The 20,836-nt window shown below is 46.1% G+C and carries 21 protein-coding genes; 8 read left to right on the top strand and 13 right to left on the bottom strand.

Annotated features, from left to right (window positions below; all coding sequences use genetic code 11):
- Nucleotides 1-3: 3 nt before the first annotated feature.
- Nucleotides 4-1,407 (bottom strand): dihydrolipoyl dehydrogenase, encoded by a 1,404-nt coding sequence (lpdA, locus tag RA156_RS13660; RefSeq protein WP_434064846.1) that lies wholly within the window; start codon nucleotides 1,405-1,407, stop codon nucleotides 4-6.
- A gap of 153 nt (nucleotides 1,408-1,560) precedes the next feature.
- Between lpdA and RA156_RS13655 the strand changes: the two genes are divergently transcribed.
- The 3 genes from RA156_RS13655 (at nucleotide 1,561) to RA156_RS16675 (ending at nucleotide 4,824) form a co-directional block, all read left to right on the top strand.
- Nucleotides 1,561-4,230, top strand: coding sequence for an efflux RND transporter permease subunit (locus RA156_RS13655; protein WP_306640847.1), 2,670 nt, complete (start codon nucleotides 1,561-1,563; stop codon nucleotides 4,228-4,230).
- Nucleotides 4,231-4,295: 65 nt separating this feature from the next.
- Nucleotides 4,296-4,541 carry a ribbon-helix-helix domain-containing protein gene (locus RA156_RS13650; protein ID WP_306640846.1) on the top strand — a complete coding sequence of 82 codons (246 nt, stop codon included), beginning with the start codon at nucleotides 4,296-4,298 and terminating at the stop codon, nucleotides 4,539-4,541.
- Complete coding sequence (locus RA156_RS16675) at nucleotides 4,534-4,824, top strand: type II toxin-antitoxin system RelE/ParE family toxin (RefSeq protein ID WP_350339787.1); 291 nt, start codon at nucleotides 4,534-4,536, stop codon at nucleotides 4,822-4,824. Before RA156_RS13650 ends, RA156_RS16675 begins: the two co-directional genes overlap by 8 nt.
- Here the strand turns inward: RA156_RS16675 and RA156_RS13645 are convergent, their stop codons facing one another.
- The 11 genes from RA156_RS13645 to RA156_RS13595 form a co-directional block, all read right to left on the bottom strand.
- On the bottom strand, nucleotides 4,825-6,039 hold the full coding sequence (locus RA156_RS13645; RefSeq protein WP_306640844.1) for a VWA domain-containing protein: 1,215 nt from the start codon (nucleotides 6,037-6,039) through the stop codon (nucleotides 4,825-4,827).
- Nucleotides 6,040-6,123: 84 nt separating this feature from the next.
- The gene (locus RA156_RS13640) at nucleotides 6,124-6,288 is read right to left on the bottom strand and encodes a hypothetical protein (RefSeq protein ID WP_306640842.1); all 165 of its coding nucleotides are present in this window, start codon (nucleotides 6,286-6,288) and stop codon (nucleotides 6,124-6,126) included.
- A gap of 38 nt (nucleotides 6,289-6,326) precedes the next feature.
- On the bottom strand, nucleotides 6,327-6,497 hold the full coding sequence (locus tag RA156_RS13635) for a hypothetical protein (RefSeq protein WP_306640840.1): 171 nt from the start codon (nucleotides 6,495-6,497) through the stop codon (nucleotides 6,327-6,329).
- 18 nt (nucleotides 6,498-6,515) lie between these two features.
- The gene (locus RA156_RS13630) at nucleotides 6,516-7,685 is read right to left on the bottom strand and encodes an MFS transporter (protein WP_306640839.1); all 1,170 of its coding nucleotides are present in this window, start codon (nucleotides 7,683-7,685) and stop codon (nucleotides 6,516-6,518) included.
- Between the two features lie 370 nt (nucleotides 7,686-8,055).
- Nucleotides 8,056-8,835, bottom strand: a complete 780-nt coding sequence (locus RA156_RS13625) for a DUF2911 domain-containing protein (protein WP_306640837.1) — start codon at nucleotides 8,833-8,835, stop codon at nucleotides 8,056-8,058.
- Nucleotides 8,836-9,235: 400 nt separating this feature from the next.
- Nucleotides 9,236-10,003, bottom strand: a complete 768-nt coding sequence (locus RA156_RS13620) for a hypothetical protein (RefSeq protein ID WP_306640835.1) — start codon at nucleotides 10,001-10,003, stop codon at nucleotides 9,236-9,238.
- Between the two features lie 401 nt (nucleotides 10,004-10,404).
- Nucleotides 10,405-11,091, bottom strand: a complete 687-nt coding sequence (locus tag RA156_RS13615; protein ID WP_306640833.1) for a hypothetical protein — start codon at nucleotides 11,089-11,091, stop codon at nucleotides 10,405-10,407.
- A gap of 25 nt (nucleotides 11,092-11,116) precedes the next feature.
- Nucleotides 11,117-11,545, bottom strand: a complete 429-nt coding sequence (locus RA156_RS13610) for a hypothetical protein (RefSeq protein ID WP_306640831.1) — start codon at nucleotides 11,543-11,545, stop codon at nucleotides 11,117-11,119.
- A 685-nt stretch (nucleotides 11,546-12,230) separates the two neighbouring features.
- Nucleotides 12,231-12,899: a hypothetical protein gene (locus RA156_RS13605; RefSeq protein ID WP_306640830.1), complete on the bottom strand. Its 669-nt coding sequence runs from the start codon at nucleotides 12,897-12,899 to the stop codon at nucleotides 12,231-12,233.
- Between the two features lie 63 nt (nucleotides 12,900-12,962).
- Nucleotides 12,963-13,364, bottom strand: coding sequence for a hypothetical protein (locus RA156_RS13600; protein WP_306640828.1), 402 nt, complete (start codon nucleotides 13,362-13,364; stop codon nucleotides 12,963-12,965).
- A gap of 58 nt (nucleotides 13,365-13,422) precedes the next feature.
- On the bottom strand, nucleotides 13,423-14,067 hold the full coding sequence (locus RA156_RS13595; RefSeq protein WP_306640826.1) for an alpha/beta hydrolase: 645 nt from the start codon (nucleotides 14,065-14,067) through the stop codon (nucleotides 13,423-13,425).
- 178 nt (nucleotides 14,068-14,245) lie between these two features.
- Between RA156_RS13595 and RA156_RS13590 the strand changes: the two genes are divergently transcribed.
- Complete coding sequence (locus RA156_RS13590; RefSeq protein WP_306640824.1) at nucleotides 14,246-15,055, top strand: 5'-nucleotidase, lipoprotein e(P4) family; 810 nt, start codon at nucleotides 14,246-14,248, stop codon at nucleotides 15,053-15,055.
- Nucleotides 15,056-15,063: 8 nt separating this feature from the next.
- Here the strand turns inward: RA156_RS13590 and RA156_RS13585 are convergent, their stop codons facing one another.
- Nucleotides 15,064-15,588, bottom strand: coding sequence for a hypothetical protein (locus RA156_RS13585; protein WP_306640823.1), 525 nt, complete (start codon nucleotides 15,586-15,588; stop codon nucleotides 15,064-15,066).
- A gap of 217 nt (nucleotides 15,589-15,805) precedes the next feature.
- Here RA156_RS13585 and rfbA point away from each other — a divergent pair, with 217 nt between their 5' ends.
- The 4 genes from rfbA (at nucleotide 15,806) to RA156_RS13565 (ending at nucleotide 20,830) form a co-directional block, all read left to right on the top strand.
- Nucleotides 15,806-16,678 (top strand): glucose-1-phosphate thymidylyltransferase RfbA, encoded by an 873-nt coding sequence (gene rfbA / locus RA156_RS13580; RefSeq protein WP_306640822.1) that lies wholly within the window; start codon nucleotides 15,806-15,808, stop codon nucleotides 16,676-16,678.
- Nucleotides 16,675-17,664, top strand: a complete 990-nt coding sequence (locus RA156_RS13575) for a polyprenyl synthetase family protein (RefSeq protein WP_306640821.1) — start codon at nucleotides 16,675-16,677, stop codon at nucleotides 17,662-17,664. Before rfbA ends, RA156_RS13575 begins: the two co-directional genes overlap by 4 nt.
- Complete coding sequence (locus tag RA156_RS13570) at nucleotides 17,661-18,014, top strand: hypothetical protein (protein WP_306640820.1); 354 nt, start codon at nucleotides 17,661-17,663, stop codon at nucleotides 18,012-18,014. Before RA156_RS13575 ends, RA156_RS13570 begins: the two co-directional genes overlap by 4 nt.
- An 89-nt stretch (nucleotides 18,015-18,103) precedes the next feature.
- Nucleotides 18,104-20,830, top strand: coding sequence for a 2-oxoglutarate dehydrogenase E1 component (locus tag RA156_RS13565; protein ID WP_306640818.1), 2,727 nt, complete (start codon nucleotides 18,104-18,106; stop codon nucleotides 20,828-20,830).
- Nucleotides 20,831-20,836 lie beyond the last annotated feature (6 nt).

Genomic DNA, 20,836 nt, shown 5'->3' with positions numbered 1-20,836 from the left:
TCATCAGATGTGGATTGCACGATTATCAGTTGCCGCCAAAGCTGCTTCACGGAATGATTCAGTGAAGGTTGGGTGCGCGTGACTCATACGTGTAATATCTTCGGCGCTAGCGCGGAATTCCATAGCAACTACCGCTTCCGCGATCATGTCAGCTGCACGTGGACCACACATGTGAACACCAAGGATCTCATCTGTTTCTTTATGTGCCAATACCTTAATCAGTCCATCTGTGTCCATGCTCGCACGAGCACGTCCGCTGGCTTTGAATGGGAATGAACCCACTTTGTAAGGTGTTCCGGCGTCTTTCAATTGCTCTTCGGTGTGACCAACGCTGGCAACTTCAGGCCAAGTGTACACCACACCAGGAATCAATAGGTAGTTGATGTGTGGCTTTTGGCCCGCAATCTGCTCAGCTACAAGAGTTCCTTCTTCTTCAGCTTTATGCGCTAGCATCGCTCCCTTGATCACGTCTCCGATTGCGTAGATGTTGGCGTGCTTGGTTTGAAGGTGATCATTCACCTCAATGCGACCACGCTCGTCAGTAGCAATTCCAACGTTCTCAAGTCCTAGTCCGTCAGTGTATGGCTTGCGACCTACCGCTACCAAGCAGTAATCTGCTTTGAGCTCGATCTCTTTGCCTTTCTTATCGTCAGCTTTGACAGTTACTGAGCGACTCGTAGCACTTACTTCTTTCACCTTGTGGCTCAACAAAAGCTTCATGCCCATCTTCTTCAAGGAACGACCGAGTTCTTTCCCCATCGTACGATCCATCGTCGGGATGATCGAATCCATGTACTCCACGATGGTTACTTCTGTACCTAGACGTTGGTATACTGATCCGAGCTCGAGTCCGATAACTCCACCACCAATCACGACCATCTTCTTTGGTACTTTCTGAAGTTCCAAGGCTTCTGTTGAAGTGATCACGCGCTTCTTATCGATTTCGATGAATGGAAGAGAAGATGGCTTCGAACCGGTAGCGATGATGGTCTTCTTCGCTTCGATGGTTTCTGTTGATCCGTCTTCTTTCGCAATATTGATCTCAGTAGTAGACTTGAATGAACCATGTCCGTGGAATACGTCGATCTTGTTTTTCTTCATCAAGAAATCGATTCCACCAACCGTTTGCTCCACCACTTCGCGTTTACGCTTGATCATTTGTGGCATGTCTACCGCAAGGTTGTTCAATTTGATTCCGTGCGTTTCAAATTGCTCCTTTGCTTGGTGGTAGTGTTCTGATGAATCAAGCAGCGCTTTTGAAGGAATACATCCAACGTTGAGGCAAGTACCTCCTAGGGTGTTGTATTTTTCAATGATCGCGGTCTTGAGACCTAGCTGTGCACAGCGGATCGCTGCCACGTACCCTCCTGGGCCTGAGCCGATAACGGCTACGTCATATGTTGCCATGGACATTCTTATGCAAGTTGTACCTACAAAGTTATGAAAGGGGGCGAATCTAAGTGCCTGTGTTAAGGTTCATTTTGATTCTGCTTGGCCTTATTTTTGTTTCTTTGCACCCGAATCCAGGCTTCCTGAAAACTGTAATCCTGCCCAGTTCCTATGTGGACATCGCTTGCGACTTTTATTCTGAGGTATCGACTTCCGATTTTGATCGGAATGCTTGCTCTTACTGCATTCATGGGTTGGCAGGCACAGAATGTACGTATGAGCTACAGATTTGGAGGGCTTCTTCCTGAAGATGACCCCACCAATTTGGCTTACCTCGATTTTCTCGAAAATTTCTCTGAAGACGGTAATGTCATTGTTATCGGTGTGGATGATACTTCGCTGTATGACCTTGAGAATTTTAACAAGTGGTACGAACTGACAGACGGAATCAAGCAAATCAAAATTGCCTCGGGTACGGAACCTGATGCACCGTTGGTTTCAGCCATTGATTCAGTCTTTTCTATCGGGCACAGTTACACTATTGTGCGTGACGACTCCTTGGAGAGATTTGGGTTCGAGCGTGTCTTCCGCGGTCCTCCTTCCACACAGCAGGAACTCGATTCCGCGTTAGCGCGAGTAAAGAACTTACCTTTTTACGAAGGCCTTCTGTATAAGAACGATTCACCTGCAACCTTGATGATGGTATTCGTCAATGCAGAGCTGTTCAATTCTGAAGACCGCGGACCTAGTGTTGATCTCATTGTAGAGGCAGTAGAAGGTTTCGAAGAAGAGACTGGAATCAAAACACACCTCTCTGGATTACCTTATATCCGAACACAAATGGTGGGTAAGGTGAAGGTAGAGCTTCGCCTATTTGTCATTCTTGCTATTGCGGTTACTGCCTTGTTATTGCTGCTGTTCTTCCGAAACTTCGGAGTGATGGTGGTCTGTATCACTGTCGTGGGAATTGGTGTGGTATGGTCATTAGGAACCATTGCATTGTTCGATTACCCGATTACGATGCTGATGGGATTAATCCCTCCGCTGATGATCGTGATTGGGGTTCCTAACTGTATTTATCTCCTGAATAAGTACCACGCGGAATTCAAGAAGCACGGGAACAAAGCCAAAGCGTTGTCTCGCGTAGTACACAAGGTGGGTAATGCGACCTTCATGACAAATGCGACCACTGCACTTGGTTTCGCCACCTTCATCTTCACACACTCTGATATCCTCCAGCACTTCGGTGTCGTAGCCTCGATTAACATCATGGCGATGTTCGTGATATCACTCATTACTATTCCAACGGTATTTAGCTATCTACCAGCACCAAAGCGTCGCCACGTTCGTCACCTCGATCGCAAATGGGTATTTGGTGTGGTGAATGGACTGGTAAGCATTGTGACGAATTATCGTCGTGTTGTGTACATCGCGACCATTGTGATGGTCGGTTTTGGTGTGTACGGTCTGTCGCTCATGGAAACCACCGGAAACGTTGTGGATGACCTACCGCAAGAAGACAAGGTAATCACCGATCTGCATTGGTTTGAGGACGAATTTAAAGGGGTGATGCCTTTCGAGGTGATCATCGATACCAAGCGCAAAGGACAAGCTCTACGCGATAAGAACTTGAAGCGCATGGAAGAGCTGCAAGAGGTGCTTGCTGAGTATCCTCAATTCAGCCGATCGCTTTCAATTGTTGACGCGATTAAGTTTGGAAAGCAAGCCTTTTATAACGGAGATCCTTCGCGATACAGTTTAATGAATCGCCAAGAGCAAGGTTTCATTGGTCCGTATTTCAGTTCAGACTATGAAACGGGAGGCATAGAGTCTACCTTCATTGATAGTACACGCCAGCGCACGCGCATCACTTCTCAAGTAGCGGATATCGGTACCAAAGAAATGGCAGTGTTGTTGGGTGAATTGCGTCCGCGAATCGATTCCATCTTTAATCCTCGTTTGTTCAGGGTAGATAGCGCATTAGCGGTGATGAAGCAGTCGAAAGCTGATTCCGCGTTAGCGACATTCTTAGGTGAATTCAAGGCCTACCAGAAACCGGTACTTGAGAAACTAGTCGCACAAGGCCTCATTGATAGCACATGTACGGAAAAACTCGATTGCATCCTTGCGGTGAATGATGACACGGCGGTGATGGAAGCCATCAGCGGAGCTGTCAATGACTCCCGAATTGATGTCACTCTTACCGGTACTAGTATCGTCTTCCTGGAAGGGACATCGTACATGACTACGAACCTGATGATTTCGTTGATGTTGGCCATTTGTGTCATCGCCGGAATCATGGCTTTGTTATTCAAGTCGGGGCGTATGGTCTTGATTTCCTTGGTGCCGAACATGATTCCGCTACTATTCACGGCAGCGGTGATGGGCTACTTTGGTATTCCAATTAAGCCGTCAACTATTCTCGTATTCTCGATTGCCTTTGGTATTTCCGTTGATGATACCATTCACTTCTTGGCCAAATACCGTCAAGAGTTGAAGGTGCTTTCATGGAACATCAAAGACTCTGTTCTTCTTGCTGTGAAGGAAACAGGGGTGAGTATGATGTATACCTCGATCGTGCTCTTCTTCGGTTTCGGAATGTTCGCTGCTTCAGAATTCGAAGGGACAAGAGCACTTGGGATCTTGGTTTCAATGACCCTCTTAGTGGCCATGTTTGCCAACTTGGTTCTTCTACCTTCGTTGCTACTCAGCTTTGAGCGCTGGATTACAACGAAGGCCTTTAGTGAACCATTCCTCGAAATTATCGACGAGGAGGAGGACATAGAGTTAGAAGAACTAGAGGTTCGTCAGGGGTTGAATATTCCTGATTCCGAGCACTAGGTTCTGACTTAAGGCTTTTGAATATTCCTGTTAGTGGTGTAAATTAGAATCATAAATGCACCACTATGCCACGTCAGAGTATCACCTTTACTTCCCCGAACGATGAATGGCTTTCAAAACAAGTTGAAAGCGAAGAATACCTCTCCAAGAGTGAAGTTGTGAATGACCTTATTCGCAAAGCCCGGGTAGAAGAAGAACGAGTGAAATATATCCGCGCTCGGCTTCAAGACGCAGAAGACAGTGGAATTGCTGAAGAAAGTCCAGAACAAATACGACAGGAACTGCTGAAACGAAACAACCTAAATGAATGAACTGGTTCTTACCAATGCTGCTAAGCAGGACCTTTCAAATATTCTCCTCTTCGGAATTGAACGTTTTGGTAAAATTCAGGCACGCAAGTATTTCGACGGGATATACCGGTCATTCGACAAAATAGTCGCGAATCCGCTTCAGTTTCCTGAAGTCATTGAATTAGGACGAGGAGTAAGGAGATGTGTTTACTATTCCGAGACCATCTATTTTCGATATCAAGAAAACCAGATTCTCATTATTGCGATTGTGGGTAGGCAAGAACTAAGAAATAGACTTTTCTGACTATTTCTCAAAGTTATATCCCGCTTCTACTGCTTGATTTTCAATGGCGTTTAGAATGGCGTCGCCCAATTGATCAGCACCACCTGCCATGGCAGCTTTGGTTTGAGCGATAAATTCTTCGCGTTTGATTTTCAGCTCAGCAATCTCCTGTTTCACAGCATCTCGATCAGCCTTTTGCTGCTTTACGATTTCTTTGATTTCCTCTTCCGATTTATCCGAGAGTGAGTCTGGAAGTTGACCTAATTCTTTGAATACGACAGTAGAGTCAGCGCTATAAGCGTCAACTAAATCCCAGCTACTATTGAAGTATGCATTAGAGTTCTTCGAAATGATTCGGTCGGCATAATACCCCTTATCTGTTCCTTCGGCTAAGCCGTCCGTTTCTCTCTGTAATTGCAAGCTTCCCTGACCTAGTTCACCGTACCACATGTACGTCTCGTTAAATGAGTCGTTCAACTCAATAATGCGGTCGTCATAAGGTGTTTCAATGAAGACAGTCTGAGCATCCGAATCAATGGAGAAGAACTTGCCTTCTGCTAGAAGTGCAGCGTTTCCCCAGTTTGTCTGGAGCCCTTCGTCTTCTGGTCCGCAGAAAATGGTGTTCACAATGATATCGCGTTCTTTAGCCGTTCTGCAGCTTTCTTTGAAAGGGATTGGACCTTGTGAGAATGCTTCATTTCCTGCAATGAAGACCATCTTCAGTGAGTTCTCGACGTTCGTCCATTCAAGATGATCGAGAGAATGACCCACCACTGCACCGCAGTATTCTGAACCTCCGTTCGTTGTCAAGGCAAAAAGCTCGGCTGAGATTTGGTCTAATTCACCGGTAAAATCAGAGATCTTTTGGATGTAATTCTCGCGCATTGGGAGTCCGTCGTTACCATATTGGTACAAGGCTACACGTACGTTCGGCAGACTTCCGTCAGGACGTTTCGCTGAGGTTACCTTATTGACAATCTGCCATAATTGGCTTTTAGCTTGATCGATGAGCCCGTCCATACTATTGGAAGTATCTAATAGGATGGCGAGTTGAATTAAATCAGCTGTTTCTTCTGTAGGCGCCACCGCAGCTGCATTTACTGCCGGAGTTGCTGCTTCTTCAGCAATGGCATCGGCTTGAATTGAAGTGGATGAGTCCGGTGATGTACAACCGATGGCCATGGCCAAAAGGCACGCCATCGCGAGAGGGGTTTTACTAAGAGAGATGGAAAGCATAGTCGATGATTTTAGTCTACCTCATCAAGTTGCTTATTAATCGAATTGGAATCGCATGGTTATGATTTATTGGCAGTTAGCGATTTACATTAGAGATGTGATAAATCCGATCGAGAAGCCTGTGGCATTTCTTCCTCTCGTCCAGAAGTCAACATCTTCAAAGACATAGTTCTGGAATAGACTTAAGGTCAAGGCTGATTTTTCATCGAAATAATACTCAATCGTTGTGAGCAGATTAGCACTTAACACGGATCGAGCATTTTTCGTAACCAAGGCAAGAGCAGAAATTAATTCTCCTCTTCCTTCTTTTTTTGTTGGCTAGCGACCACTCCAATCCCAGCTCCGCATGAAATGCCAATGGAGAGCCAGAGTCCAATATTCTCTGTGATGGACCCGATAATGATGCCTGCTACCACTCCAATAGCTACAGGAATAGCCAGTAGTTTTTCGTTTTCCATGCTGCCAAGGTAGACGAATTAACTGTGCTGGTGACGACGTAGGGCGATCAGTCCGAACAATGGTCCTATCGCTAGGATCATGAAGATGAAGCTCGATTCCGCGTTAGCGAGTAAAGCACTGACCAATTGGATACTCACAATAGTAATCGCGAAACCTAAACTATTGACAATGGTGAGAGCTGTTCCTTTCCATTCTGCAGGTGCGTTTTGAGCCACTAGCGTGGAAAAGAGAGGAGAGTCAGCGATGACAGACATACCCCAAATCAACAAGAAAGGAATCATGAGGATGGCCGAGCCGGAAAGGAAAACGAACGGACATAGCAGGCAACAAATACCTGAGATAAGTAGGCTCAAGGTCGCTACTTTTTTCACTCCAAATCGCTGAGACAAAAAACCTCCAACAACACATGCAATTCCGCCGATGGCGATAATGGCAAAGGATGTAAGCGAAACATTGAAGGCATGGTCATGCACCCTGTTAAAAGCAGCGATGATGATCGGGACAAACGCCCAAAAAGCATAGAGTTCCCACATATGTCCGAAGTACCCAAAGGCCGCCGATCGAAAGGCTGGAACTTTAAACACCTTGAACATAGCCGATAATTCTACCTGCTGACTTCTCTTTCTGAAAGGCCCGTCTGGTATGAAGAGTACGATCATGAGCCCACCAATGAAGGCCAAAATCGAGGTCGTGATCAAAACAGATTGCCATTCGAAGGTCGTTGAGATTCCACTGAGTAGGTGAGGGAAGGCGGTTCCAAGAACCAGTGCGCCCACTAAAAATCCTAGTGATTTACCAAGGCCTTCATGGAAGTAATCAGAGGCGATTTTCATTCCAACAGGATAGATTCCCGCGAGGAAAAATCCTGTGAAGAAACGAATGGCGATGATGCTCTGAAAATCATTTCCATCCCAGATCATAGCCAAATTGAAGCCTCCAGCTAATAAGGCACAAGTGAAGAACACATGGGATGGGGAAAAGCGATCAGCCACAGAAAGCAAAGCGAAGAGTAAGGTGCCTAAGATGAAACCGAACTGCACTACTGAAGTCAAGTGCCCAAGGTCATTTCCTTCCAGTCCGAAGTTTTCGATCAGTCCGGGCATCACTCCATTTCCTGCAAACCACAAGGAGGTGCAGAAGAATTGGGCGAGTACAATCACCGGTAAAATGAACTTCAGTTGACGCATCAGACCGCAAGGTAGAATGCGGAAATCATGAGAGTGTCACGAGAAAGTGGAAAGAGGAACGCGGATTGCGGATTGCGGATGAGAATCTATAAACTATGATCGATAATCTATAACTGAGGTCTGTCTTTGCGAACCATGAACCACCTGGCATTAATTGGTGCATAAATGCACCGCTAAAGGACTTTTGGATTTAGGTCTAACTCATGTTTTCGAGAATGGGTAGACGTGCAAGGGGCGATAACCAATAACTAACGACCAACAACTAATAACCGTCGCTACGCACCACGAACCAAATACCACCCGGCATTAAAAGGTGCATGAATCCCGAAAAACGGGACAGGTGCACCGCTAAAGGACTCTTTGGGGTTCTCTAGTCCTTTAACGGCGCATTCATGCGCCTATCCCATTCCCCCATCAGCTCATCAACCCAATCTTTGTTCCGTTCATAGAACATCGAATCAAAAATGGGCTGAGCCATTTCCAGGGCTTCTTTTGGGTCTTCTACACTCGTTAATCTCGCAGCGGTGAATAGGAGGTGGTGTTTCACGTATTCTTCAGGGTAGAAGTGAGGGTTCCAATCGGTTACCTTGTTGGAAAGGGTGGCGGATGTGTTGATCCAATCTTGGGCTTGATCGAGGGCTATATTGTGATCAATCAAATGCTCTGCAGCTTGGAGGTAAACGATCCAATGAAGGCTGCTGTCTGTTTCGGCGAGACGCGATGTTACATGGGTTTTGAAGTTGTCGACATGGCGGGTCTTAAATGTGAATCGTACGCCAAGGCGGTCCCAAGCCATCATTAGGAAGCCGATGTCAAACGCTTCTTGGCCGATATGGTAGGTTAAGCGTTCAGCTCGACGATCGAGCGTAATTAAGTTAGCCTTGATACGCAAAGCATCTTCTTCGGGGTTGTAGGAAAAGGCACCCCATTGATCAGGATTGTTGCTGAATATGATTTCCCATTCTCTTCCTTCTTTCGGGACAATGAACAGGGCATATTTGCCGGGACTGAGTGTCTGTCCTTCAATTTCAACTTCATGGCTGAACTCGATGGTGGTGGCGTTGTTTGCTCCTGCTCTCCATACTTCATCGAATTCCTCTAAGCCTCCCCAGATTTCTCTGCCGTTGACAGCAGGACTGCCATAAGTCACTCGTACTTCGGTGAGGCCCAGTTTAAGGTAAGTTTCTCGGTCAGGGGTCTTACTCGTGGAATAAGGTCGATTTGATACTGAGCAAAAAGGGAGGAGTTTACGAACGTGAATGCCGCAAAGAGCAAGAGAAGTCTCATAGCCGAATAGTGTTGTTGGTTCTCTAAGATTGGCTATTTCGATGACCTTTGGAAGGGGGAACCTTGGGGTTTAGTGTCTTTTAACATGGGTCGAGAATCGAGAATCTATAACTGATAACCAATAACTAACGACTAAGAACCAACAACTAATGAATAGTAAGTAATGAATAATGAATTTTGGTATGGGACGAGAAATCGTTGTGTGCACCACGCACCACGCACCACGCACCACGCACCACGCACCACGCACCACGAACTACGCACTAATTCACCAACCACAGAAAGACAACCAACAAAAACCCGATAATCGTTAGTGCCAGCTTGAAGGGGAATCCTGCAATCTTGTACACTACGTTCATCATTTTGTCCATGCCTTTCATGACGCGTGTGATGGAGTTGGTGTAGATGGCGATGGCTTTAGAAGGTTCATTGGTCTCTGCCAATTCCTTGGCGATTTTCTCTTCATCGAAATTCACCTTGTTGGTGACGATGGTCATGAACCATTTGAAGACCCGACTAATGAGCCAACCAATCAATGGTACTTTATTAGAGATGACAGGTGATACCATTGGGATAGTGACGATGTGCACAATCCCTTTAAAAAGCATGCCCATGACGTCTTTGCGATTCTCCTTGCTGGTTTGGCTGTTGACTTGTTTGATATCAGACACAGAAGACTTCATCACCTCAAGCGAGTAGTTAACGATGCTGCCCATGTCTTGCTTCATTTTGTACAAGACAAACAACACAGCGCTAAGCACTCCGCACACCATGATCAGTACCAGGCCGATGATTCCATAAAGTACGTACTCCACATGCACGAGGTCGAGAAGGAAAAAGCCTAGGATGTAAACTAGAAAAGCGATCAACACTGGACGAATAGCCCACTGAATCACATAAGAAGGAAAGATCAACAGGTCGATGAAGTTCTCTACCACTTCTTCATTCCCATACTTGCGGACATCAATCCCCAATTCGTCTTTGATTTTTTGGTCGAGCAGTTCAACGTCTTTGGCAGTTTTGATCTTCATTGGGCGAAGATAGGGGATATCTTGGTGGACGGTGGACGGTTGACGGTTGACGGTGGACGGTGGACGGTGGACGGTGGACGGTTGACGGGATTTAATCGATGATCTATAAATGATAATTTATAACTACAGTCTAAAAACTAATTACCGGTACTTCGAACCACGAACCACGAACCACGAACCACGAACCACGAACCACGAACCACGAACCACGCATGCGTTACTGCCGTCGTTGGTAGAACTTAAAACCAACAACAAATCACCAAGGACTAACGACTAATAAATAATGAATAGTGATTAATGAAAAGTCCGTTATGGAGGTGGGCATGATTAGTTCGCCTTCGGCGAAAGCATGGTTAGTCCGCCTAAGACGGATAGCATGATCAGGTAGGGTTGTCATATATCTAATTCTCCGTCGGCGCAGCGAGGTACGTAGCAATCAGTCCTTGGTCATCGTAGACGTTAAGGTTGCCCCGACCGTTGATTTCGTAGTATTCACCAAAGTCTGAATCGCCCTTTTCCGTGAATATGGTTTTACCATTTAAGTTCTTTCTTACGAAGGGTTTTGAGCTCGAAGGTTCGTTAGGAACAAAGCGATGAAAGGTGACGTCATCACCTTCTTCAGAAAGTCTAATGATCGAGGGGTAAATCCACTCGTCATACCAAAGACCTAGGGTGCCTTTTTTTGGGATGGACTCGCAGTATTGATCGAATTCCAATTGTTCATCTAGCGTAAGACCCAAGAATTCTACTTGAATATGCTTTTGTGTATGAGTGGTTGCCCATGCACCAGTACCTAGTTTCATTCCGGGTAAATAGTAGAGCATAAAAATCCGCTCATAGTCTTTAGGTAAGTCGTCAATAATCTCTTCAGCAATGGATTTAAGTTGAGCGTAGTTCGTACGTTCGCTAATTTCTATGTCGAGCGTGCACTTCAAATCATGGACTTCGCTTTGGGTAATAATCCTGTAGCTTGGAACATCCTCTAAGCCCCCCATTTCGTCTTGACGATCACTCTCGACCCGGTAAAGCTGCACAATGAGCAATATCAAAACCAGTCCGCCTATTCCTATTAGGGCCTTCTTTTTCATGTAGTTGTAGTGTTTTCCGGCTGTTTCAATCTAGTGATGCTATGGCAGTCATTGGCACGAGCCGGGCATCTTCAAGAGCTGCTGTACGATGTCCGACGAACTTCAAGTAGTCTTCATTTTGGGCAAAAGCAACAAAGGCCTCTGCAGACTCATGTTCTACGAGCAACATTGCATCCCATCCTTCACCTTCCGGACCAATTAAGTAAGGCTGACACACCCCATGAAAAAGTAGTTTGCTCCCCACTTTGTCGAGCTCAGGAAGAGTGTGCTCGATGTACAGATTGTAAGCCTCTTTCCCAGAAATAGCTTCTTCTGGGCGGATGTCTTCGTGTCCTGAGTAATCTGCAAGGTCGCGAAACTTCAACAGGTTGAGCATGACAATCTTACCCTTCCCAACATTGTTGAGGTAGAAGTTCTTGCCAGCTTCTTGGGTGGCGTGGAGATGGTTTGGCATAGAGTGAAGATATGGGTTTCAAGGGTGGACCGTGGACTGTGGACCGTGGACCGCGAAGGGTTGTGAAAACAATGAACAAATTTTGTTATTTGAATCGATCTCTGATGCCCAATAGGTGCTTCAGTCTAACATGAGATCTTTTGATTTTATCTGAGCTCAAACCGACTGCTCGGAGCTCTGAAATTACTTGTTCTGAAGTTTGGAATAGGTGTTTGATGCGATATTTCTCCACTAGAATTAGCGATTGCCTTCTCTTTTTTGACCTGCTAGCTAAAGGAGTATGTAGTTCAACTTCAAAGTATTTAAATGTTCCGGCGCCCGTGCCAATTGTCTTGATCCACACGACCTTAATATTCTCGATATCTAAGAAATCGCCTGAGTTGCAAACAAGTCGGTTTTGTTCCAAGTACAGGGTGTTAGGAATCCTGAATACACTTAAAACTGGCCTTAGTCCAATAGGTATACTCACCGCTAAAGCTGTTGTTAAGGTGTTTTTTAGAGCAAGAATCCATCTTTTTTCGTTGAAGAATTCTAGTGCAACAAGCAATATCAGTGAGATGGATGAAACCCAAAAGAACGTATACAGGAGGTCCCTGAGCCAGTGATATGAGATTCTACGCTTTAACAATGTCCTGGGTAGTGTGATTAGTTGGGTTCGCCTAACGCCTAACGCCTGAAAAAGAATTTATTCCTGCGGCTTAAAGAAGAACTTAAAGATTTGATACTCTCTTTGTCCGGGTACGTTGACGCTAACGCGGAAGTGGTTTTTCTCTTTGGACAGTACTTGGTAAATGTATTGGTCACCCTTTACACTGAGGTTGGCACGGCCGAGGTTGTTGCTTTTAATGAATTCAAGGACAAACTCATATTCATTGATCCATTCATAGGAAAGCTTTGAGTAGGTGTCGTCTGCGAAATGGTCTTTCCAGATGCCCTTTTCCATGGTGACATAGGTTCTAACCCCATCTACTTCTAGGTAATAGAATTCATCCACCTCTTTGAACATTTGAAGGTCTTCATCAGAGATGGTTGGTTCTGGTTTTTCAAAGATTCGTCCGGTGCCACTTTTTGGCGGACTGAGACGGTCAAGTAGCAAAGAGAAAGCAGTACAGTTTCGTTGAAGTCTGAAGAACAATCGATCTGCAGCATCTTGCCTCTTGCGTTCTGGATAGCTCATGATGTAAGGGATGGCAATCTCGTTGTAGAGTTTGTCCATAAGTTCTTCATCATTTTTGATATCTAATTCCTCCATACGATCACAAATGACGTAAGAGATGGAGTCAATTTCGACGATATCTTGTGCTGAAGACAAGAAAGGAGCGAAGACAAGCAGTAACCAGCCTAGTTTTTTCATAGTAGTTCGTTATTCCTCCGAAGATAAGAACTGTCCACGTCAAAAGGAGATACTTCGAAGCGCTTATTCGTCAGGAATACGCGCACCGACCAAAACCAGATAAACCGCTAAACTGAATGACGCAATTGTGGCTAATCCTAAAAAGGCTTCAGCTAGTATTGTGATGGAACGAAGAAAATGGGCCACGATAGATAATGTTGACGAGGCAACACAGAGCACTAGAAGGAGTTTTGAGACTTTTCGGACCATTTGTTCTGAGAGAAACTGAAATATAGCCCAGGTAAGGAGGGTTTGCCAAAGTATTCCGTGAATCACTGCGTAGATCAGGCTCAGAGCGAACAGACCAAACAGAGTCAAGAAGTTGAACAGTAGCAATCCTACTATCCATCCCGCAAGCAAGAATGAAGCTCGCGGAAACCTGATTTTGATGTCTTGCCCTTTCAGAGTGATGGTGAATTCTCTCATGAATTTTGAGTCAGATTGTTCTGCTGCTAAGCGCTATAAATGAAACAGTTCAATACAATTAGAGTTTCGAGGTGTCTTGAAGAACTCGATTAATCACCTCGCTTACTTCGTCAGCTTGATCGTAGGCCATAAAGTGACCGGCGTTTTTGATAACGTGATCGGCAGGATTTGATCCCAAAGGAATCATTCGGTCATTCGAACCGTGAATTTTATAGGAATTGCTCAGACGGGTTTGGTTGTCCCAAGTGGTTAAAGCTCCAATGGCCCACTTAGTAAAGTTCGGATCGGTGTCATCTAGGATCTGTCCGAGCAGTTCTTTCTGATCTGTCCCGAAGAGAAAAGATGCCATGCCTTTGGGCATTTCATACCACTTGGCGGGAATCAATTTAGACACCTGCGTTTTCCCCAATGCTCGATAATGCAGCGGTAGCTCTGAGGCGATTTCAGCGGTTGAGACAAGAATCACCTTTTCGGCTTTCAAGGCTTTCCCGATTTCAGTGGCAATCATGCCTCCAAAACTCACTCCTAATAAACAGAAAGGTGAAGACACATCAATTTTCTGGGCCAGACGCAAGGCATACGTCTTCAGGTCTTCATTCGCCGCAGGTTCAATCCACTCTAAATGGACTAATTCCGCTTTTACAGAAAGTTTGTCGAAGACACGTTGGTCTGCTCCGAGGCCGCTGATGCAGTAGATGGTCATTGGAGCCGAAAGTTAAAAATAGTTCGACTGAGGCGATAGCATGGTTAGTTCGCCTGAGGCGGATAGCATGATTAGTTAGGTTGCCTACTGCCTACTGCCTACTGCCTACTGCCTACTGCCTACTGTAAAAGTTTGATTAGTTATGTTTGCCAACGCCTAACGCCTAACGCCTAAGTAAATGAAATACCTATCCCTCCTCCTATCAGTAGCGTTCATCGTTTCTTGTGCTGCGCCTTCACCGGAACCCACACCAACTCCTGAGGCTCCGGAGATGCCAGTCAAAGAGTACGTGGTGTCGTCGGTGTTGTGGCAACAACATTCAGCTGAGTATAAGGCCCTTTGTTACCAGGCGTTCAATATTGCTACGCTGCGACTTCAGCAGCTTGAGGGGACGTCAGAAAAACCACTGGCGATCATCACGGATATTGATGAGACAGTGTTGGATAATAGTCCGTACAGTGGAATGCAGGTGCAGGAAGATTTAGAGTTTGATAAGGATGACTGGATTGAATGGGGAAAGCAACAAAGTGCTGCGGAGGTTCCAGGTGCGGTTGAGTTCTTCAATTTTGCTGACTCACTCGGGGTTGAAGTATTCTATATTTCAAACCGTTACCATGTGCAGCTCGATGAGACCTTAGCGAACATGCAAGCCTTGGATCTGCCGAATGCAGATTCGAGCCACGTCTTTTTGAAAACGGAGACCAGCGAAAAGCAAGCAAGAAGAGATCGCGTGTTGAACGACTACGAAGTGGTGTTGTACCTAGGAGATAATCTGTCTGATTTCTCTTCTGTGTTTGACGGACAAGGAACGGCAGCGCGAAATCAATTGGCCAAGGATCTTCAAGCTTCTTTTGGAGATCAGTTCATCGTTTTTCCTAACCCGATGTATGGAGATTGGGAGTCGAAAGGGATTTACGAAGCAAGCCGTGACTGGTCAGACGCGCAGCGTGATTCGTTGAGGAAGGCGAAGATTGAATCTTACAAATAGGAACCTTTTCATTGCCTGAACTCGCATCTTACATTCTCATGAAAGCTGCGCACCTCTCCGTTGTTTTCAAAGTAGAAGAAGAGGTTATCTGTGTGGCAGCTGCGGTGTGAAAAATCGATCACGTACCACTGCTGTTTTTTGAAGGAGAGAGGAAGGACTAAGCTTTTTTCTTGTTTGCCCTTTACTCGCCAATACCACGCTTGGTGCTTCGGTCCATTAGGTTGAGTGAAATAGATCACTTCTCGACCTTTCTTTGCTGGATTGTAGTCTTGGTTGGTGTTAAGAAGGACCGTGAATGCCGCTTCGTATTGAAGTGGGATTCCGTTGTCATCGAACTGTTTCACATCTAACTCGCTCAACCTGAACCCTTCGTAAAGTCTGTAGTTACATCGCAAGAGTTCTTCGTTGATCTCATAGGTGTCTTTACAACCGAAAAAGGAAAGTAAAACTAAGACGAGAAATACGCTACCGCGGAATCGTGAACCATGAGTCAAATTCTTCGAAGTAAAGAGAGAAAGCAATACGGTTTTCATAGTTCAATTGTAACTTCCAAGGAAGGACCAACAAGATACAAGATTCGGTATTTGGAATGGGAATGATCGCTCAGGCGAATGTGGGGTTGTCTTTTTGATTGTTATCCGGAATGGATGTTAGATCCTGCGCATCGGTGCAAAAAACATACGCCTTAAGCCATAAGCCTTAAGCCCCCGTAAAACCTTATCTTCGCACGAACACCTACACTCCACTAAGTTGAAAGGAATCATCCTCGCCGGCGGTAGCGGCACGCGTCTTTATCCTCTGACCCGAGCGGTCAGTAAGCAGTTGATGCCTGTGTACGACAAGCCGATGATCTATTACCCACTGTCAACCTTGTTGATAAGCGGAATCAAAGACATTCTCATCATCTCCACGCCACACGACCTTCCTGGGTTTCAGCGATTGTTAGGGGATGGGGCTCAGTTGGGATGCAACTTTACTTATGCAGAGCAAAAGGTGCCGAACGGACTTGCGCAGGCCTTCGTGATTGGTGAAGAATTCATCGGTAACGATAAGGTTGCACTCATTCTCGGAGACAACATTTTCTATGGAAGAGGTTTTGGGAAAATCCTTCGTGAGAATACGGAGGTGGATGGAGCTATTGTCTACGCCTACCACGTCTCAGATCCACAGCGTTATGGGGTGGTTGAGTTTGATCAGAACAACAAGGTGATCAGCATTGAAGAGAAGCCGAAATTGCCGAAATCGAACTATGCGGTGCCTGGATTGTACTACTATGACAATCAGGTGATCGAGATCGCAAAGAACCTAGAGCCAAGCGCCCGTGGAGAATATGAGATCACCGATGTGAACCGTGCTTACCTTGAAATGGGTAAGCTGCAAGTGTCTAAAATGACGCGCGGAACGGCTTGGTTAGATACAGGTACCTTCGCGAGTCTGATGCAAGCAGGTCAGTATGTTCAGGTGATTGAAGAACGCCAAGGACTAAAGATCGGATGCATCGAAGAGATCGCTTGGCGAATGGGCTACATTGGTGATGAAGAAATGGAACGCTTAGCTGAGCCACTGAAGAACAGTGGATACGGTCTTTACCTTCTCGAGCAGCTACGCAACCCAGACAAATGACACTAACGGCTTTGAAGAACCCTGCAGATCAGCTTCTCGCGTACAGAGATGCATTCAATAACGCTATCCCAACCGGCACGGTCTACAAAATCGCAGGTCTCTATGACCCGATCGATTACCTCATGCAATTGGGCGGTAAGCGTATTCGTCCGGCCATGGTATTAGCAGCGGCCGAAGCTTTCGGCGCTAGCCAAGAAAAGGCCATGGATGTAGCATTAGCGGTGGAAACATTCCACAACTTCACGCTGATGCATGATGATATCATGGACAAGGCCCCACTGCGTCGTGGGATGCCTACGGTTCATGAAAAATGGGATGCCAACACGGCTATTCTCAGCGGAGATGCCATGCTGGTGCAAGCGTATCAGCACCTAGCTAAGAGTGATCCGGCGCAGCTTCCAGAGCTGATGAGACTCTTTAATCACACGGCCATTGAGGTCTGTGAAGGACAACAACTCGACATGGAATTCGAGACGCGTGATAACGTGACCGTCGATGAGTACATGGAGATGATTGAGCTGAAAACCTCGGTGTTGCTCGCTGCAGCGCTGAAAATGGGAGCCATCATCGCGGGCGCTTCTGAAGAAGATCAGGCCAAGATTTACTCGTATGGAATCAAGGTAGGTCTGGCTTTCCAGCTCCAAGATGATTACTTAGATGCTTTCGGTGACCCGGAGAAATTCGGTAAGCAAGTAGGGGGTGATATCTTGGCTGATAAGAAGACTTTCCTTTATCTAATGTGTCAAGATCTCGCTAGCGCGGAACAGCTGAAGTCGCTAAAGAGCTTCCATGGTGTGGTGAGCGAAGAGAAGGTAGCTGTAGTCAAAGATCTCTTTGAAAGTACGGGCGCTTCCGCGATAGCGAAGAAAGAAATGAACGACTATTACAACGAAGCCCTCAGCCTCGTTGACGAATTGAACTGCTCAGAAGAAGGGAAGCTACTTTTCCGATTCTTAGCGGAAATGGTGTTGGTGCGAACTACATGAGCGAAGACTTGATCCCTTTTCAATCATTCCCTGATATCCAGGATCATCAAGAGGTGCTGAAAGCTACTTCGTTGCAGATCAATAAGGATGCTGGGGAAGAATGGATCAACACCAGCCACGAACTCTCTCCCGAATCTATATACCAAGCTGTTCGAGAACAGATCAACATCATGTGCGATTGTAACGTGCCCGGACTGGTTCGTCTATTCTACCGAGTAGACCTTCCGGAACAGACGGTTCGACAGGTAATTGAGCGTGATGATCCTGGCAGTGTGGTAGACCAATTGACTTACCTATTGGTACGAAGAGAAGCGCTTAAAGTGTTTTATCGGATGAGCTATTCCGCGTGAGCGAAAAGGCGAAACCGAACTTTCTGAATTCTCTAAGGTATTATAGGCTATATGTGTAACTTTGTAAGTTAAACGACGGAAGTATCCTGATGGATGATTTTTCATACCTGAGCAACGGTGACGTCAACGCCATCGAAGCTCTTTATCAGCAGTATCGCAAAGACCCGCAATCAGTAGACGAAGGATGGAAGAAATTCTTCGAAGGGTTCGAATTTGCTCAAGCGAATTACGAAGACGGCGGTGCCATCCCTGAAAATGTGCAGAAAGAGTTCAAGGTCATCAACCTCATTGATGGCTACCGCTCACGCGGACACCTCTTCACACTCACCAATCCAGTGCGTCAACGACGTCAGTATTCACCAACACTTGACCTCGAAAATTTCGGCTTGAGTGATGCAGATCTCGATACCGAGTTTGAAGCAGGTGAACAGGTAGGAATTGGGAAAGCGAAGCTCCGCGATATCGTAGAGCATTTGCAGATGACCTACTGCCAGCACATCGGAATCGAATACATGTACATGCGCAAGCCGGAACATGTTGAGTGGATGCGCAACAAAATTGAAATCAAGAATCGTCCGAAATTCACAACTGACGAGAAAAAGCACTTCTTTAAAAAGATCAACCAAGCGACGGTCTTTGAGCAGTTCTTGCAGAAGAAGTTTGTTGGTCAGAAACGTTTCTCTGTTGAAGGAAACGAAAGCCTCGTGGCAGCTATCGACGATATCGTTGAGACAGGCTCGCGCATGGGAGCCAAAGAATTTGTGGTGGGTATGGCTCACCGCGGTCGCTTGAACACACTAGCACACATTTTCGGTAAGCCGTACGATCAAATCTTCTCTGAATTCGAAGGGAAAGAGTACGATGACGATGGTGTGTTTGATGGTGATGTGAAGTACCACTTGGGCTACTCTACTGATGTAGTAGCAGATTCAGGTGAGAAAGTTCACCTTACACTTTGTCCAAATCCATCTCACCTTGAGGCGGTTGATCCTGTTGTTGAAGGACTCGTTCGTTCGAAGATTGATGAGTACCTCCATGACGAGAAGGCGATTGTACCGATCCTCATTCACGGAGATGCGGCTATTTCAGGACAAGGAGTTGTTTACGAAGTGGTGCAGATGGCACAGCTTGATGGCTACCGCACAGGAGGTACAATCCACATCGTAGTTAACAACCAGATTGGATTTACAACGAATTACCTCGACGGACGTTCATCAACGTACTGTACTGACGTAGGTAAAGTGACGCTTTCACCAGTATTCCACGTGAATGCGGATGATGTGGAAGCGGTGATTCAAACTGTTCGAATAGCGATGGAATTCCGTCAGACGTTCGGACGTGACGTATTCATTGACCTTCTCGGTTACCGTAAGTACGGACACAACGAAGGTGACGAACCGAAATTTACGCAGCCTCAGCTCTACAAAGCGATTGCTGCACACGATACTCCACGTGAGATTTATCTTCAGCAATTGATTGGTGAAGGTGTATACACAGCAGAAGATGGAACAAAGCTTCGCGCTGTGTTGGAAGAAGAGTTGAACGCCAAGTTTGATGCTTCGAAAGAAATCTCTCGTGCTTATGTGAAGCACTTCCTTGAAGAAACTTGGAAAGGGTACCAGCAATTGCCTCACGGCGAATTCGACCCTTCTCCAAAAACAGGAGTGCCGAAGAAGAAGTTGTTAGAATTGGCAGAGCGCATCGCGCACCTTCCTGAAGACAAGAAGTTCTTCCGTAAGACGAAAAAATTGATGGCTGATCGTGAGAAGATGATTGCTGAAGATCGTCTTGATTGGTCAATGGGTGAGCTTCTTGCTTACGCATCTCTCCTAGATGAAAAGCACCCTGTGCGTATCTCTGGACAAGATGTAGAGCGAGGAACATTCTCGCACCGTCACGCTGTGGTCAAAACAGAAGACACCGAAGAAGAATTCATCTCACTCAACCACGTAAGTGACAAGCAAGCGCAGCTTACGATCTACAACTCACTTCTATCTGAGTACGCTGTACTTGGGTTTGAGTACGGATACGCCTTCGGTGTACCAAACGGATTGACAATCTGGGAAGCGCAGTTTGGAGATTTCTTCAACGGCGCGCAGATCACGATTGACCAGTTCATCTCTGCTGCTGAAGATAAGTGGCGTACGATGAATGGTCTAGTAATGTTGTTGCCTCACGGCTATGAAGGAATGGGGTCAGAGCACTCTAGCGGACGTATGGAACGCTTCCTTCAGCTGTGTGCGGAGAACAACATGTGCGTAGCGAACTGTACTAACCCAGCGAACTTCTTCCACTTGCTACGTCGTCAGGTGAAGCGTGAGTACCGCAAGCCATTGATTGTCTTCACTCCGAAGAAACTTCTTCGTTACCCGAAAGCAGTCAGCAAACTTGCTGATTTGACGAAAGGTGGTTTCCAAGAAGTGATTGACGATGCTAGTGTAAACGCGAAAGACGTTGACACGGTAGCGCTATGTAGTGGTAAGATCTACTACGATATCCTTGAGCACAAGGAGAAGACGGGAGCTGGAGATAATATTGCCGTGGTTCGCCTCGAGCAGTTGTACCCACTTCCTGAAGAACAGCTAGATGCGTTGGTGAAGAAATACGGAGAAGATTGCAAGTACATTTGGGTTCAAGAAGAACCAGAAAACATGGGAGCGTGGAGCTACATGTTGCGCAAGTACCGCAAAGCTAACTTGGACGTTATTGCTCGTGTTTCGAGTGGTAGTCCGGCAGCTGGTTCTCCTGTGATTCACGCACAACGTCAGCAAGCGATCCTAGATCGCCTTTTTGAAAACGCGAAGGTTAAAGCATAACACGAA

Origin of the sequence: Sanyastnella coralliicola (assembly GCF_030845195.1) — a bacterium.
Taxonomy (GTDB): domain Bacteria; phylum Bacteroidota; class Bacteroidia; order Flavobacteriales_D; family Sanyastnellaceae; genus Sanyastnella; species Sanyastnella coralliicola.
The sequence above is the reverse complement of the archived record's forward strand: the minus strand, read 5'-3'. Positions and strand labels throughout refer to the sequence as shown.

Excerpts from the sequence above, each read along its gene's own strand:
- RA156_RS13585 (WP_306640823.1), bottom strand. The coding sequence starts at position 15,588 with ATGAAAACCGTATTGCTTTCTCTCTTTACTTCGAAGAATTTGACTCAT.
- RA156_RS13575 (WP_306640821.1), top strand. The coding sequence starts at position 16,675 with ATGACACTAACGGCTTTGAAGAACCCTGCAGATCAGCTTCTCGCGTAC.
- RA156_RS13650 (WP_306640846.1), top strand. The coding sequence starts at position 4,296 with ATGCCACGTCAGAGTATCACCTTTACTTCCCCGAACGATGAATGGCTT.
- RA156_RS13635 (WP_306640840.1), bottom strand. The coding sequence starts at position 6,497 with ATGGAAAACGAAAAACTACTGGCTATTCCTGTAGCTATTGGAGTGGTA.
- RA156_RS13605 (WP_306640830.1), bottom strand. The coding sequence starts at position 12,899 with ATGAAAAAACTAGGCTGGTTACTGCTTGTCTTCGCTCCTTTCTTGTCT.
- RA156_RS13630 (WP_306640839.1), bottom strand. The coding sequence starts at position 7,685 with ATGCGTCAACTGAAGTTCATTTTACCGGTGATTGTACTCGCCCAATTC.
- RA156_RS13590 (WP_306640824.1), top strand. The coding sequence starts at position 14,246 with ATGAAATACCTATCCCTCCTCCTATCAGTAGCGTTCATCGTTTCTTGT.
- RA156_RS13615 (WP_306640833.1), bottom strand. The coding sequence starts at position 11,091 with ATGAAAAAGAAGGCCCTAATAGGAATAGGCGGACTGGTTTTGATATTG.
- RA156_RS13655 (WP_306640847.1), top strand. The coding sequence starts at position 1,561 with ATGTGGACATCGCTTGCGACTTTTATTCTGAGGTATCGACTTCCGATT.
- RA156_RS13570 (WP_306640820.1), top strand. The coding sequence starts at position 17,661 with ATGAGCGAAGACTTGATCCCTTTTCAATCATTCCCTGATATCCAGGAT.
- RA156_RS13620 (WP_306640835.1), bottom strand. The coding sequence starts at position 10,003 with ATGAAGATCAAAACTGCCAAAGACGTTGAACTGCTCGACCAAAAAATC.
- RA156_RS13645 (WP_306640844.1), bottom strand. The coding sequence starts at position 6,039 with ATGCTTTCCATCTCTCTTAGTAAAACCCCTCTCGCGATGGCGTGCCTT.
- RA156_RS16675 (WP_350339787.1), top strand. The coding sequence starts at position 4,534 with ATGAATGAACTGGTTCTTACCAATGCTGCTAAGCAGGACCTTTCAAAT.
- RA156_RS13565 (WP_306640818.1), top strand. The coding sequence starts at position 18,104 with ATGGATGATTTTTCATACCTGAGCAACGGTGACGTCAACGCCATCGAA.
- RA156_RS13600 (WP_306640828.1), bottom strand. The coding sequence starts at position 13,364 with ATGAGAGAATTCACCATCACTCTGAAAGGGCAAGACATCAAAATCAGG.
- RA156_RS13610 (WP_306640831.1), bottom strand. The coding sequence starts at position 11,545 with ATGCCAAACCATCTCCACGCCACCCAAGAAGCTGGCAAGAACTTCTAC.
- RA156_RS13595 (WP_306640826.1), bottom strand. The coding sequence starts at position 14,067 with ATGACCATCTACTGCATCAGCGGCCTCGGAGCAGACCAACGTGTCTTC.
- lpdA (WP_434064846.1), bottom strand. The coding sequence starts at position 1,407 with ATGGCAACATATGACGTAGCCGTTATCGGCTCAGGCCCAGGAGGGTAC.